At 37.1% G+C, this 15,072-nt stretch carries 12 protein-coding genes; 2 read left to right on the top strand and 10 right to left on the bottom strand.

The annotated features are described in order from the left end of the window. The first annotated feature begins 73 nt into the window (after nucleotides 1-73). Nucleotides 74-1,006, top strand: a complete 933-nt coding sequence (locus G7050_RS10140) for a hypothetical protein (RefSeq protein ID WP_166114803.1) — start codon at nucleotides 74-76, stop codon at nucleotides 1,004-1,006. On the opposite strand, the gene G7050_RS10135 is transcribed toward G7050_RS10140, so the two are convergent. Next, complete coding sequence (locus G7050_RS10135) at nucleotides 988-1,371, bottom strand: DUF3037 domain-containing protein (RefSeq protein ID WP_166114801.1); 384 nt, start codon at nucleotides 1,369-1,371, stop codon at nucleotides 988-990. The two genes, G7050_RS10140 and G7050_RS10135, sit on opposite strands and share 19 nt — an antisense overlap. Continuing rightward, the gene (locus G7050_RS10130; protein ID WP_166114799.1) at nucleotides 1,349-2,131 is read right to left on the bottom strand and encodes a HipA family kinase; all 783 of its coding nucleotides are present in this window, start codon (nucleotides 2,129-2,131) and stop codon (nucleotides 1,349-1,351) included. Before G7050_RS10130 ends, G7050_RS10135 begins: the two co-directional genes overlap by 23 nt. Before the next feature lie 224 nt (nucleotides 2,132-2,355). On the opposite strand from G7050_RS10130, the gene G7050_RS10125 reads away from it, so the two are divergent. Continuing rightward, a complete protein-coding gene (locus G7050_RS10125; protein ID WP_166114797.1) occupies nucleotides 2,356-4,752 on the top strand; it encodes a transglycosylase domain-containing protein in 2,397 nt (798 codons plus the stop codon). Nucleotides 4,753-4,825: 73 nt separating this feature from the next. Here G7050_RS10125 and G7050_RS10120 read toward each other — a convergent pair whose 3' ends face one another. The 8 genes from G7050_RS10120 to G7050_RS10085 form a co-directional block, all read right to left on the bottom strand. Next, on the bottom strand, nucleotides 4,826-5,479 hold the full coding sequence (locus G7050_RS10120; protein ID WP_166114795.1) for a DUF1349 domain-containing protein: 654 nt from the start codon (nucleotides 5,477-5,479) through the stop codon (nucleotides 4,826-4,828). A 23-nt stretch (nucleotides 5,480-5,502) separates the two neighbouring features. Beyond that, nucleotides 5,503-6,276 (bottom strand): IclR family transcriptional regulator, encoded by a 774-nt coding sequence (locus G7050_RS10115; RefSeq protein ID WP_166114792.1) that lies wholly within the window; start codon nucleotides 6,274-6,276, stop codon nucleotides 5,503-5,505. A 230-nt stretch (nucleotides 6,277-6,506) separates the two neighbouring features. Beyond that, nucleotides 6,507-9,593, bottom strand: coding sequence for an SbcC/MukB-like Walker B domain-containing protein (locus tag G7050_RS10110; protein WP_166114789.1), 3,087 nt, complete (start codon nucleotides 9,591-9,593; stop codon nucleotides 6,507-6,509). After that, nucleotides 9,590-10,801 carry an exonuclease SbcCD subunit D C-terminal domain-containing protein gene (locus G7050_RS10105; RefSeq protein ID WP_166114786.1) on the bottom strand — a complete coding sequence of 404 codons (1,212 nt, stop codon included), beginning with the start codon at nucleotides 10,799-10,801 and terminating at the stop codon, nucleotides 9,590-9,592. Before G7050_RS10105 ends, G7050_RS10110 begins: the two co-directional genes overlap by 4 nt. 283 nt (nucleotides 10,802-11,084) lie before the next feature. Then, a complete protein-coding gene (locus tag G7050_RS10100) occupies nucleotides 11,085-13,304 on the bottom strand; it encodes a hypothetical protein (RefSeq protein WP_166114783.1) in 2,220 nt (739 codons plus the stop codon). Between the two features lie 327 nt (nucleotides 13,305-13,631). Next, on the bottom strand, nucleotides 13,632-14,027 hold the full coding sequence (locus G7050_RS10095) for a polymer-forming cytoskeletal protein (protein ID WP_166114780.1): 396 nt from the start codon (nucleotides 14,025-14,027) through the stop codon (nucleotides 13,632-13,634). Nucleotides 14,028-14,060: 33 nt separating this feature from the next. Continuing rightward, nucleotides 14,061-14,669, bottom strand: a complete 609-nt coding sequence (locus tag G7050_RS10090; RefSeq protein WP_166114772.1) for a porin family protein — start codon at nucleotides 14,667-14,669, stop codon at nucleotides 14,061-14,063. Continuing rightward, nucleotides 14,659-15,039 carry a hypothetical protein gene (locus G7050_RS10085; protein WP_166114769.1) on the bottom strand — a complete coding sequence of 127 codons (381 nt, stop codon included), beginning with the start codon at nucleotides 15,037-15,039 and terminating at the stop codon, nucleotides 14,659-14,661. Before G7050_RS10085 ends, G7050_RS10090 begins: the two co-directional genes overlap by 11 nt. Nucleotides 15,040-15,072 lie beyond the last annotated feature (33 nt).

Here is a 15,072-nt window from a genome sequence, read left to right as displayed (position 1 = left end):
CTTGCAATCAAAAAGTAATTAGAACGTAATCTGAGAAGAGTAATTTTCGGTTGTAAAAAAATAAAACATAAATATGGATACAAAACGTTTTGGAGCAATCGATATAGGATCAAATTCCGTACGACTTTTAATTACAGATGTGATTGATTATAAAGGAAAACCATACTTTAAGAAAAATCAACTGATACGCATTCCTTTAAAATTAGGAGAAGACACTTTTTCGACCGGATTTATAGGCGATCAGAAAAAAGAAAAGCTAATGGTACTGATGCAGTCTTTACAGGGGCTTATATCGGTAAATGATGTGGAAGTATGGAGAGCCTGTGCTACTTCAGCGATAAGGGAAGCCGAAAATGCAAGAGAGGTACTTAATTATGTAGAAAATAAAACAGGCGTACATATCGAGATTATCGATCCGATAGAAGAAGCACACTACATCAGACTGAATAATATGGATGAATATTTAGATGAAGACAGAGCATATATTTTCACAGATGTAGGTGGTGGTAGTACCGAATTGATTTTATTTTACAAAAACGAACAAATAGCTACAGGATCGTTTCGATTAGGAACGCTAAGAACTTTAACACCGGAACTGGAGCAAAATGAATGGGATGCGATGAAAGATTGGATGGAGGAGCATTGTAAGAATTTCCCGAAAGTATCTTTAATAGGATCGGGAGGTAACATAAACAAGCTCGACTCGTTACTTCGCCGCTGTGGTCGCATCAAACGTGAAGAACTTATAGCTTACTATCGTAAATTACGCAGTATGAGTTACGAGGAACGTGTTATCAACCTGAAAGTAAGTCTTGATAGAGCTGAAGTGATTATGCCTGCCATTCATATTTATCTCAAAATAATGAAACTTTCGAGAGCTTTAGTAATAGAGACCCCAATAATAGGTGTAGCAGATGGTATTATAAAAGATTTATACTTAAAAGATGCACAATATCAATCGGCTCTCAATCGGAATAATAGTGTTCTTTACAGTACTAACTCCTGAAAAAGACATTGAATCGTCTGATCTAAATCGGACGAAAAACCCGAATGAGGTCTTGAGGTCTGAATACACGAACTTCTTACAGCAGTCAACCACCTGAATCGTTCCGGAACATCGAATGTGGCAATAACTCCGCCATCCTTCGATCCGGAGCTAATTTTCTCAAAAGCTTTCAGAATAGAGTCAATCTCTTCAATATCTACATCATCCGAAAACATTTTCAGTTTGTTCTCATCTATCTTATAAAGTACTTTAATATACTTAGCTCGTTTCGAGAATAAGATAATACCTACATTAATAAATTCTTCGCGCTCAACCTTGGGTAAAACTCGAATTACAGCATATTCATATAAGTGCTTTTCTTGCATTTTGAGCCTCTTTTACAAAGATTTGAGAATTATTTATCCTTTCAATTAAAAACTGAAGATAAATCTTTTTTATATCACCGGGCGTTTCGCCTTCATCGCCCCACTCCAACCATTCGTCTGGAATGAGATCTACAATCTCACCTATTTTTTCAGATGTCAGTATCTTTTTAAATTCAACATCTACCTCGTCTAACCGGCTGGCATAGGGTAATAGTACATGATCTTTAATCTGAAGGAAAGGACTTACCGCATATTTCTCCCAATTGACCCAAGAATGGTGAAAATACAGAGTAGCACCATGATCGATAAGCCACAATTCTTTATGCCAGATAAGCATATTGGTATTCCGGACAGTACGATCGACATTAGTAAGGAAAGCATCCATCCAGACAATTTGTGAAGCCAGTTTCGGATCAACGTGCGTAACCACCGGATCAAATGTAAATGCTCCCGAAAGAAAATGCAATCCCAGATTAAGTCCTTTGCTATTCTGAAGCAGGTCTTGAATCTCTTCATCCCCTTCGCTGCGTCCAAAAGCTTCATCCAGATTCACAAAAACAAGCTCGGGGATACGGAAACCCAATGTTTGTGCAACCTGTCCACCAATCAGCTCCGAAATCAACGCCTTTGTTCCATGCCCTGCCCCCCTGAATTTGACAACGTATTTAAACCCATCATCGGCCTCAGCCAAAGCAGGTAACGACCCCCCTTCTCGCAAAGGAGTAATATATCGTGTAACATTAACCGTCCGTAATTCCATAATCATACTGTTTAGCAAGGTCTCAAACCCTGTTTATTGCTTTGTAAAGTATAATATACATCATACTACCTAAAATATGGAGTAAAGATACAATAAGTACAACATATCACGCTTATAAGTGTTTATCTAAAAACTACTGATATAATCAAGAAAATAGAGAAGCATGATTATACAGAAGTAAATTTTATTACATTTACAGTCTTATTACTACGATCAAAAAATTCATGAAAAAATTTGATTTTCAGAAACTTACTAAGATATCGAAAGATATTTTCTCTACAACAAAAGGCAAGATCAAAAAATGGGTAGCCAATTATATTGCCTATTATAAAAAATCACGCTGGTATAAAAAAATTGCAATCCTCTTTGCTACATTTATCGCAGCTCTTTTTGGATTCCTCTTTTTAGTTGATATAAACTTCCTTTGGTTATTCGGTAAATCCCCCGGATTATCGGAGGTGAATGCTCCCATACAAAATGTTGCATCGGAATTGTACAGTTCCGACGGTAAATTGCTGGGTAAATATTTCAGAGAGAACCGAACTCCGGTTAAGTTCGAAGAAATATCTCCGGTACTGAGAGAGTCATTAATCTCAACAGAAGACGAACGTTTTTACCGTCATTTCGGTATAGATGTGCAAGGATTATTTGCAGCCGTTAAAGATATGTTTAAAGGCAATGCTCGTGGGGCGAGTACTATAACTCAGCAGCTTGCAAAGAATATGTTCAAGGTAAGATCACAATATTCGACAGGATTATTAGGATATATACCGGGAATAAAAATGGTGATCATGAAATCCAAGGAATGGATTTTAGCAGTAAAGCTGGAAATGTTTTATAGCAAAGATGAGATACTAACCATGTATTTCAATACCGTTGATTTCGGCAGTAATACATACGGCATAAAGACGGCGAGTAAAAGTTATTTCAACACTACGCCTCAGGATATAACCATAGAACAAGCAGCCACATTAGTCGGATTACTGAAAGCAACCACCACATACAACCCTCGTATAAATCCCGAGAATAGTATGGAACGCCGCAATGTGGTACTAAGTAACCTATTAAAGAATAAGTATATTACAAAAGTAGAATTCGACTCGTTGAAACAGATTCCAATTATTCTGGCTAATAATACGGAAACAAATACCAACGGTATGGCTCTTTACTTTAAGGATGCGGTTGCCAGTTTCTTGAGTGACTGGTGTAAAGAGAACGATGTTGACCTGTATGGTGACGGACTGAAGATATATACTACGGTTGACTACCAGATGCAGCAATATGCAGAGGAAGCTGTAGACAAGCAAATGCGTATTATACAACGTAATTTTAATAGTCATTGGGGGAATGAAAACCCTTGGCAGGACGAAAATCATAAAGAAATTCCCGGTTTCATTGAAAATATTGCCAAGAAAACATCAGCCTATAAAGATTTGAAAAGAAAGTTTCCTAATCAACCCGATTCTATTGATTTTTATCTGAATAAACCTCATCGCCTCAAAGTATTTGATTATGAAACAGGTACACGTGATACTACCATCAGTACAATGGACTCTATCCGATATATGGAACATTTCATGCACACAGGCTTTGTAGCTATGGAACCTCAAACTGGTTTTGTAAAAGCATGGGTAGGCGATATAAATTTCGGATCGTGGAAGTATGACAAAGTTACTTCTGAACGCCAGCCGGGTTCTACATTCAAACTATTTGTATATGCTGCGGCATTCAATAACGGACTCTCGCCATGTGATACCCGCATCGATCAATATACAGATTGGGATGTAATAGATAAAGGTAAGCCAACAAAATGGGTTCCTCGCAATGCGGATGCAACCTATACAGGCGATACCATGTATCTGAAAGCAGCCTTTGCCCGTTCGATAAATACAATTGCCGTACAGCTTGCCAAAGAGGTAGGGATAGATGCCGTGATTAAAACAGCTCATGCAATGGGTATAAAAACTCCGTTGAACGAAACACCGTCCGTATCATTGGGTGCATCGGATGTTTCCCTATTGGAATTGGTTAACTCATATTGTACTGTTATAAACGATGGTATGACACACGATCCTGTACTGATTACCCGTATAGAGGATCGAAACGGAAAAGTCATTTATAAATACGATCCGAAACAAACTCAGGCACTACCTTACGAAACAGCTTTCTTAATGACAGAAATGCTTAGATCGGGACTTTCTGAACCGGGAGGAACATCGCAAGCTCTATGGGGTTTTAATCTCTTTAACTTCGATACCGACTTTGGAGGAAAAACAGGAACCTCATCCAATCATTCCGATGCATGGTTTGTAGGTGTTACCCCAAAATTAGTGGGCGGTGCATGGGTAGGTGGCGAACATCGAAGCATCCATTTCAGAACAGGGGCTTTGGGTCAAGGAAGCAGAACAGCCCTCCCTATATTCGGTTATTTTATGGAAAAAGTTCTAGCCGATAAAAACTTGGCAGCTTACAGAGGTCAGTTTCCAAAACCTAAACAGCCAATAAGTCGTAATTATCAGTGCCAAACTCCTAAGCGAGTAGAGATAGATTCAACAGCTGTTGATAGTCTAGCCATAGAGGGTGTAGATATCGATAATCTGATAGTACCAGTAGAAGAGTAAATTTTCAATCCATATAAAATGAAAAAGGTAGAGTTTTATGCTCTACCTTTTTTCGTGTTATATCAATAAATAATCATTGATTATTCTTTAACCACTCCTGACGACGCATATCCGGTAATTGATTCACTTTGAAGTTCTCAAACTTCGCATTGAAGCCATCACCATCGGGGCTTGCAGCCATTAAACCAACCATAACAGGGATATTATCCTGAAACGGAGCATTACGTATCATAATGTAATTCTTATCATCCAATGAGTAGAAAAACTCTACTGCATCGAGTCTTCTTACAGCTTTGATCCAAACAAACGAAGGTGTTTTCTCTAATTGAAGAACACTCCAATCACTTTTCTTATCGGTAACCACAGCACTTATATTGAATTTATTATCTACAAATTCAACTCCTGCTTTAATCCATCTCTCACTGTCGATACGAAGCATTAAGCCCATTTGATCGAATCGGGTTTTATAATTTCCAGTAATTTTCACTTTTACTTCAAACTCGCCACCATACGTTGCATAATAAAACGGAGCATCGTCTACCGTAAACCCATAATGTGAAACTCTCCAATAATCAGATTTGGGGGTTACCTCCATATTGAGAGTATTATTTTTAACCTCCCATTTTTCAGGCTCATTAAACCATTGCATTTTGTCTAAACTCTGAGCCAAAACCGATTGACCTGCTAATGCAACTAAGCATCCTAAAAGTGCGATTTTCTTTTTCATGTTTTACGTGTTATGTTTATTTATTATACTTTTCTATATCCAATGTTATGCGAAATCGACAGTCCACATTCTATGATTTGCTGAGCTATCGTTTCTATATTTTTCTTTGGCAAACGCCCCGCAGGCCCCGACGTCCACACACAGGCAATAGCTTTCTTGGTTTCATCCCAGATAGGAGCCGCAATACAATGCACACCTTCCACCGTTTCATTGATATCTGCTGCATATCCTTGTTGACGAATAATTTCAAGTTCTTGCTTTAGTAATTCCTTATCTGTGATTGTGTATTCATTTATCGCTTCGAGTTGCAAATTATCGACTATCTCATTTTGCTTGCTTTTATCTAAAAAAGCCAATATTACCTTACCGGGTGCTGTTGAATAAAGATTGAATTTCATTCCTTGCTTTAATGTAAACACAAAGTCCAGCGATCCTGTTATTTGTTCCAGCAAGACAACTTCGTCATCAATAAGAGTACCTATCATTACCGACTCGCCCACCTCATCACGTAAGAGTTTCATGTATTCTTTGGAACGTTCAATAATATTACTGCTATTGAAAGCAGTTACCCCCAGAGTCAGTAGTTTACGAGACAAAAAATAACGAGAGCTATCCATCTCCCTCCCCAGATAACCGAGTTCCTGAAGATTAGATACAATTTTATAAAGTGACGACTTTGGATATTGCAATTGTGTGACAACCTCCTGCAAAGTCAATCCACACGGATTCTTTGATAGTAATTCCAATACTTCAAATGATTTTGTAATCATCGAAATTTGCTTTTCCTCTTCACGCATAAAATAGATTTTTCACGTTTCTATATGTGAACGAAACACCAATAAATTCACATATAAAAACTAAGTTCCCATACATAAACAAATATAGGATTAATTTTATATTTGTCAAATCAACACGAAGTATTTAAATAAAATTTCAGATACGAGACACAACAAAAAAAAGATGCAAACATCTATTATAGATCATTTTGCATCTCGATTTTATTATATAATACCTTTAGAATTTTCTTTTACCCTACCACACTTATTTTACTTCTGCCGTTAGCCGATTTTATAACTTGTACACGTGTAGTAATTCGTTCGGTCATTTCTGCAACGTGCGAAATTACGCCAATTTTTCGCCCTTGTGTTTGCAAATTTTCCAGAGCATCCATAGCAATACTCAGAGTATCTATATCTAATGAGCCAAAGCCTTCATCAATAAATAAAGATTCTATTTTCATCCGATTAGACGATAAGGACGACAAACCTAGTGCCAAGGATAAAGAAATCAGAAACGATTCTCCTCCCGACAAAGAATGCACCGTGCGAATTTCGCCCAACATATCATTGTCTACCACCTGCAAAGCCAAAGTATCCGGGATACGTTGCAACTTATACCGCTTGCTCAATTCCTCCAGATGCTTATTGGCATATACCAATAGAATATCTAGAGTATAACCCTGTGCAATGGCTTTAAATTTGCCTCCGTCAGCAGAACCGAGCAAAACATTCAGCTTTTTCCAGTTTTCGCAGAGTGCAGCTTTTTCGTTTAGCTCTTTCTCAAAAGCTTTTATACGCTCTTTCCCTGTATTGTGGGTAGCAAATGCCACCTCAATCTCAGTAAGGCGTTTGTTTATTGCAACTGATTTATTTTCAATCTCGGACAACTGTTCTGTCAGAGTTTCTTTATTTTGCCCCTCTTCGGGTTTATCTTTTTCCTCCCCATGTTTAGTTTGTCGGGTATTCCTTTCTTTTAGAGTTGCATTAAGCGTCAGTTCTTGATTTTTAAGATCAGAAAGAGATGCTTTTTCTAGTGCAATCCACTCCCTTGATTTAGCCATCAAGTCATTTAGAATTTCAGATGATATCTGATAGTCGTTATGATTAATCCAATCCTGCACCGATTCCTGTAAACTCAATACTTGTTCCGATTCGGTATGTATCTCACCTTTTATTTGAGATATAAATCCTCCGATCTTGGCGTTATCCGATTCCAGTTTATCTTTTTGAGTTCTCAGCTCCTCATATTTTGAGGAGAATTGTTTCTGTAAAGTTTCAAAAAGTGTTTCAACTTCCTCTACACTTTTTCCTTCCAAGAGTGTGCTTCGTTCTTTGATTAATTCTTCTTGAAGCAAAGTGACATTCTTGAATAACTCTTCTCTTCGACTAAACTCGTCAACAATGGTTACTAGATTCTTATTTTCAGATTCTAACTTTAATGTGGTAGATTCGATGTATTTAGTGCCCTTATCTAATCTTTCCTTGCTTTGATTCCATTGATTGGCTATCTCCGAAAGTTCCGATTGAAAACTATTTTGTTCTAATTTAATTTCCCAATCCGATACATGCTGCAAATACCCACTCAATTTAGAAACCGCCTCATTGTATTGAGACTTGTAATTTTTGATTAAAGTTTCTAACTGAGTTATTTCCTTTTGTATAACCTCGATCTGCTCTTTATCCACAGAAATAGCTTCCAACAGAAGTTTTTTTGCTTGCTCTAACTCTTTCTCCTGAAGATTACCATCGTTCTCAGAATCTGCCTTTTTCATCGGATGATGAGTACTTCCACATACAGGGCAGGGTACATTATCTTCTAATTTCAGACGTAAAGCCAGAATCTCACCGGGCAAAAGATTGTTTAGCCTTTCGTATTCTTTTTCCGATTTCTCCAACTTTTCTTTTCGGGTCTTTAGTATGGATAGATTCGCCTCCAAACTATTGGAAGCTTTTACAGATTGTGATTTCGAGACTTGTGCATCACTCAACAGATTCACAATCAAATCTATTCGTGGTACAATCTCTTTATATGAGTCATGTTTCTCGAACCATTGAGTGAGAGTATTTAAAATTTGCTCGCCTGTTTTCAAATCTTTCTGAAATGCCTGAATCTGGTGTTCCAACTTAGTTTTCAGTTCCGATTGTACTGCAAATTCTTTCTGCGCTTCAACTAATTTTTCCTTTCCCGACTGAATCTTAATATCCAATTCCCTTGCTTTTGCTATATCCGGCTTAGTGGTTGTATATTTCTGCTCATGCTCCTCTAAAGCTATTTTCGAAGTTGCCAGATTTTGCTCAGCTTGCTTCAATTGATCCGAAATAACAGCCTGCTCTTTTTCTCTTTCAAAAAGATTAGACTGTTGTAAGACCAGATGTTTCTGCTTATTAGAAAGTTCAATATAAGTATCTCTGATTTCCTGAGAAAGATCAATCTTCGAAATATACTCGTAACGAGGCTTAGCTTCTTCGATAAGGCTATGCACTTTTTTCAATTCATTCTCTGCTTGCAGCACCTCTTGCCTGATCTGTTCATCTTGCTTAATCCATGCCAGCTTTTTATCAATAGCTGACGATTGGCTTTTTAGAGGAATTAAATCTTTATTGAGCATTATTTTCTCCTGAATCAAAGCTTCCAATTCTTCATCAGTCAATAAGCTCACATCTTTAATTCGCTCATTCAGCAGATTCAGAGCCTGTTCGGCTTCCTTCGTCCGTTGATAGATCTGAGATGATATTTTAGAATAGATTTCTGTTCCTGTAAGTTTCTCTAAAAGTTCAGCCTTATCGCTTTGCTTAGCTTTCAGGAAAGTGGCAAAATCGCCCTGAGCCAATAAAACGGCACGGGTAAACTGATCGAAACTCAGTCCGATAAGTTCCACTATTTTCAAAAGAATTTCGGTTTTTGTTCCTTGTTCTTCTACACCTGTAGATAGATTTTCGAGTCGCACCTCAGTCTTTTGCAAAGCACCGTCAGCCCGTCCACGAGCACGGCGCACCATCCATTTCGAACGGTACTTATCGCCACTGAGAGCCATGAAATCAACTTCGGCATACCCTTCTATGGTTCCTCTACGCAAAATATTACGGCTGTCTTTCTGATTAATGGTATTATCTTGAACATCTTTAATCTGAATATTCTCGCCTGCATTGTTGGTACGCGGGGTATCATCAAAGAGCGAGAGGCAAAGAGCATCCAGAATGGTTGATTTTCCTGCTCCTGTACTTCCTGTTATGGCAAATATCCCTGCCGATTTTAGGGGATCAGATGCAAAGTCTATTTCGAACTCGCCTTCCAGCGATGCCAGATTTTTTCCTCGTATAGCCAGTATTTTCATGATTGTACCTCCCTTATTACCGATTGCAAAAGTTTCGCCATTTCTTCGGGCATCTCATTATCATATCGACTGCGAAAAACTTCTTGTGCCATTTCTAAGGGATTAACGGCTTGTAATTCTTCATAAGTCATTATCTGGCTTTCCCGTTCTCTCCGTGTGGTGATGGCGGCAATACGAGTCAAACGAACCGATTTTCCTTTCAATGATTCTTCTATCTGATGACGCATCGAGGGTTCGGGTTCTGTGATCGACACTTTTATTTCGAGATAAGGCGATTGTAATGTAATCTCACCATCGGGCAGAAGTTCCAATTCATCCAATACCTCCGATAAAGATTTGGGTTCTTTAGGTAAACTAAGCAGTTTCACAGGAGGAATAAATTCTATCCTTTCTATATTTTCGAGTTTTCCATTATTCAATTCCAACAGGTTAACTCCTTGTTTGTAATTTTTTTCAGCAAAAGACATGGGCAACGGACTGCCTGCATAACGTACATTTTCTCGACCCGACACCCGCTGTGCTTTATGCAAGTGTCCCAAAGCAGTATAAACAATATCCTGTTTATCAAAAATTTCGGGCGATATACATTCCAAACCACCTATAATAGTCCGTTCCGAACGATCATTATCTGATAGCTCCGATCCTGTCGCCTGCAAATGCCCCATAGCAATCACAGGATGAGCGGGTTCTTTAACTTTCACCAATTCATCATAAAGTGCGGCATACATAGCAGCCACTCCTTTGCTGTAAGTCTCCGAAGGCGGATAATCTCCCTGCCGCAAGTAAGGCACAGCAATACACCAAGCCTCGGTAATACCGTTTTTCTTTAATGGAACTAACAGATTATTATAATCTATTTCACCCTCAGGTGTTCGTTTTACGATTCCTTTAATGGAAACATTCATTTCTTCCAATAATGGGCTGGGAGCTTCTAGGCGTCCTGCAGAATCGTGATTACCTGCCACAATTACAATTTGCAAATGTGAATTTGCCAGCGAAACCTGATGGAGGAATTTATAGTATATCTTTTGAGATTCAGCCGAAGGGTTGGGGCTATCGAATACATCACCCGACACCAAAAGAACATCTGCCTGAGTTTCCCTAACCTGATCTTTGAGCCAGTTAAGAAAAAATATATGTTCTTCTTTACGATCGTAACCAAAGAAGTTTTGTCCTATATGCCAGTCTGCCGTATGAAGAAGTTTCATTGCTTTTACCTGTCTATTACATGGTAGTTATTTACCATATACAAAATTAGCAAAATTACGCCCAAACTTTATAATCCTTTCGAAACTAAGTTCGCAGAACTATTTATTGCTTTGGCAAGCAAAACAGCGATAGGTTGTTATGCCTTTAAAATGTGTCATTAAATATTTTCTTTTACTTATAAGATCCTAGTTATATTTTAGATATGCAGTTCGATTAAAAATTAAGGAGGATACCAATAATTGGTATCCTCCTTAATTTTTAATTGGAACTTGGTCTTATCAATCATTTTATATCGATAGTTTCTGTCTTCTGATTTTCCTTTTCAAGAATCCGGTCTACATGAGATTGCAAGTTATGCTTGCGAATCAAAGCAGTGACTTCGGGATCTAGTTTAGAACGATATATTTTAGATGGATCTAGTTCATATGATTTTAACAAATGACTTACTGCCTCCCGCTCTTTCTGCATACGGCTGCAAAGAATGGCCAGTAAATACTCGGTGTTACCTGTTGGAGTTAAATTAGTCAACAGATCGTATGCCTTACTGTTATATCCTAAACAAACTAAGCATAAAGCAGTATTATAATCCGGATAATTAGCCAGTATCTCAATTGCTTTCCAATACTCGCGGTCTTGCAACAAGCGGATTCCCTCTTCATAATCCGACCGATATTCAATTTTCACCGTATCCGAAACTAATCCTGTACGATGCAAATCAATGACAAAATCAGCTCTTCTCAGTAACGGATAAATAGAATCCTTCATTATTCGATAGTCCGCAGGAAACTGCTTCTTAATATCCTCCTCACATTGATCGGGATATACAGCATTTGTCAACATAGTCTGAATATCTTCCTTATTTACAATATCATCTGTTTTCCTAATCTGAGCCAATAATGTATTCCAATCTTCACCTTTATGTTTAATTTTAAACAAACTTTCAACATCTGAATCGGGTAAAGCTCCTTTCAAATAGTTTTTTACAGATAAGGCACGTTTAGAGGTCAACTCATAATTATCTTCATAATCTCCCTCTAGAGACGTTGTCACAATCAGAGTAACACTGTCAATTGTAAATTCGGGAGAATTGATATACTTACGGTATGAGTCCAAAAACTTATCCATATTAGCTCTATTATCCTGATAATCGATTTCATAAACCAACATCGCAGATTTAGCGGTTTTATACCTCGTATATACACTTATACGGTCATATAGATTTCGATGCAGTTCGGTACGCTTGCTTATCAGGGATACATCTGCCAATTGTGCCAAAGATGCTATAAAATATGAAAGAGTATCGGCACCTTGTAGCTTATATTCACTCCGATCAATAGCTTGTATTTTACTATCCATGGTGAGACGGATTTTTTTTAATCCTTCAACTACGGGATATTCTTGTGTATAATAAAAAACAAAATTACTGCCCGATGGAATTATAGTATCCAGACGGATTTCGGCTTTATTTTCTATATAAGGAAACTTCACCATCTTTTCGAACATTTCATCTTTTCTTGTTGCTGCAAGCTCATTGAGTACTATCTCATCAAAAAAATATCTGTGCTTAGATATTTCAATAGAATCCTTTAATGTAAACACATGATTATTAATATCAGCAATCTGTCGATTTGTTTCATATAATTCCCTGTATTTCTTGGGAACCCGCATCAGCTCCATTTCTTTTTTGAAAGACTCTAAGGAATCTTTATCTCCGTGAAAACTAAAATCATCCAGATATCTGGAAATATGCTTCTTTGTCTTCCGTTCATAGTCTTTCATATACTTTGCATGTAAGCCTGTTGTATCTTTATTCTCCACCATATTTCGCACAGTATGGTCTATGGCTTTACGGGCATAACGGTGATATTGCTCTGTTTTATATCTGATTTTCATAGCATCCATGTAAGCATCCTCTTCCTCACGCTTAGTTTTCCACTTCTCATAATCCATCTGCTCTTTCATATCTTTTTTATAGATATTAAAATAATACTCCTGACGTTTCCTTATGTCTCTTGAGATATTATCTCTATCCAGATAGATGCTGTCATATTGCGACTTATCAACAATAGATTTCAGGAATTTATCATAGTCATCATAGTCTTGTTTTTGCTTATCGACGAACCCTCGCCCATTTAGGATTACTTTCTGTAAAGAAACAACCGAATCGTTATGCAGAAGTTTGGGATTTAAAACTAAACGCCAGTTATCTGATAGTATTTCTTTAGGTACAATGATTTTAAAGTCGACATTTATACGCCCGTCACGTTCTGCTGTAAAACGTCCCTGAGCTTTCACTTCCACTTCGGGCAAGCGATAAACAGCACTTGTATCTAATTTATTTTGACCATCTTTAAGAGCAACCTCTCCATTTATACCACTTGAACCTGAGTTTCTAAAAGTAACCCTTTCTGAAGCAATAGAAGACTTGCTTTTATTGTTCATCTGATCATCAGGAAGTACTATATTGGCACGTTTTGTTTGCATAAATAAATTCTGTGTCATAAACTTATGATCTGATGTAGAGCAAGAAGATGCAATCAAAAGAACGATCACGAGAATAGCTAATGATCTCTGGAAAGAGATTTTATTTAATAACTTTATATAAAGGGTAAATCGGATAAATAAATCGGACAATTTCATTTTTCTTATTTTAAGGTCTCTGACCCATTTGTTAATATGATACATTACTATGTGTTTAAACAAGCCATGCTAACTTCTCAGTCGGCATGGCTCTACCTAGGATAAACTCTAAATTACCCTACTCTTCACTACTTGATCTTATTTTTCAGCACAATATTTTATGCTATATCTTTATATATGACCAATATCTTATGAGTTGATAAGTATTGGCTTTGGTTCATGCTTCGAAGCATCACTCATTCTACAATTTCCGAAGAAATTAGCACCGGCTTCAATATCGATACTTACAGCCGTAATGTCACCGTCATAGTAAGATGAGGATTTGAGCATAATTATATCATGTACAACTATATTGCCATTAACTTTACCCATCAGCTCGATACTTTCGCTTTCGATATTGCCGGTAACACAACCTGTGGGTCCTACTATTACTTTTCCTTCACAATATATATTGCCATCTACAGTCCCATCAATTCGTAAATCATCCTTCGTGTTTATTTCTCCGGAAAGAGTTAACCCTTGAGAAAGGACACTGTATGTGCGATCTGCCAGTATTGTTTCTGTTTTTGCTTTTTTATTAAACATTATTCTAACATTATAATTTTACTTCTTTTTTACTTAAAACATGTATCCTGCCGAAAGCCCCCATCTACGATTCTTCGATGCTATAACCTGATCTCCGAAATTTATTTCGCTCTTTGTAAATCCATGATCGTAATTAATTAATATCTGAATATTCTTAGTCAGATAAGAACCGATTCCCACACTAAACCCGGTATCAAAACGATCGGAGTTATTTTTGAAATCCAGTGAATGTGAAGTATCTCCATCCTTTACTCGCCCTGATAAGACATAGGAGGAATATAGGCCTGCTTGAATATACTGTTTAACTATAAGCAAATTAAACTCCTTTCTCACATTCACTGGTACCTCAATAGTGTTAGTTATAAAGTTATAGGTAAGCCCGCTATTATTTCCGTAATCTTGTTTCAATGCAAACCCTTGATTAGAGAACAACAACCCTGCATTTATTTTCCAGCCATCAAACGGCAGATTAAAATCCGATATCGCACCTATATTAAATCCGACATATGACTTTGTATCGATCCCATTTAATTCGACTTGAGTATTACTTAAGTTCACACCTGCTCTTACCCCTAATTGTTGTGCATTGACAGAGCTTAAAGAGATCAATATGACTAAAAGTAAAAAAGTTTTAATTTTCATAACTATAGTTTGTATGTTCATTATATTCATTCATTTCTTTCAATGGGTTAATTAATGGCAAAAACCGATCTTTCCAATGTAAAAAGCCTTTGCAGGTTGTACTGCATTTTATAACCATCCGATTTTCTGATTCTTCAAGAATTGTTAGATGAGGATTCTCCATGCTATGAATCCTTTTCAGCAATACAGCAATAAGCATCACATTTTCTATCCTTGAATCTTTTACTTTAAAAAGACCATCAACACAACAGATCGAAAACATATAAAATGCCGAACGTTCGTATGCATACCAATATTCATCCTCTTTATATAGGTAGATCTGATTATCATTATACTTTTCGTTTTTCAAAATCTGTTGTATATTCTCCATGAACCTGTTTTTGTTTATTTTTTACGAAACACG

Origin of the sequence: Dysgonomonas sp. HDW5A, assembly GCF_011299555.1 — a bacterium.
Lineage (GTDB): Bacteria > Bacteroidota > Bacteroidia > Bacteroidales > Dysgonomonadaceae > Dysgonomonas_A.
This window is presented reverse-complemented; position numbering and strand designations above follow the sequence as displayed.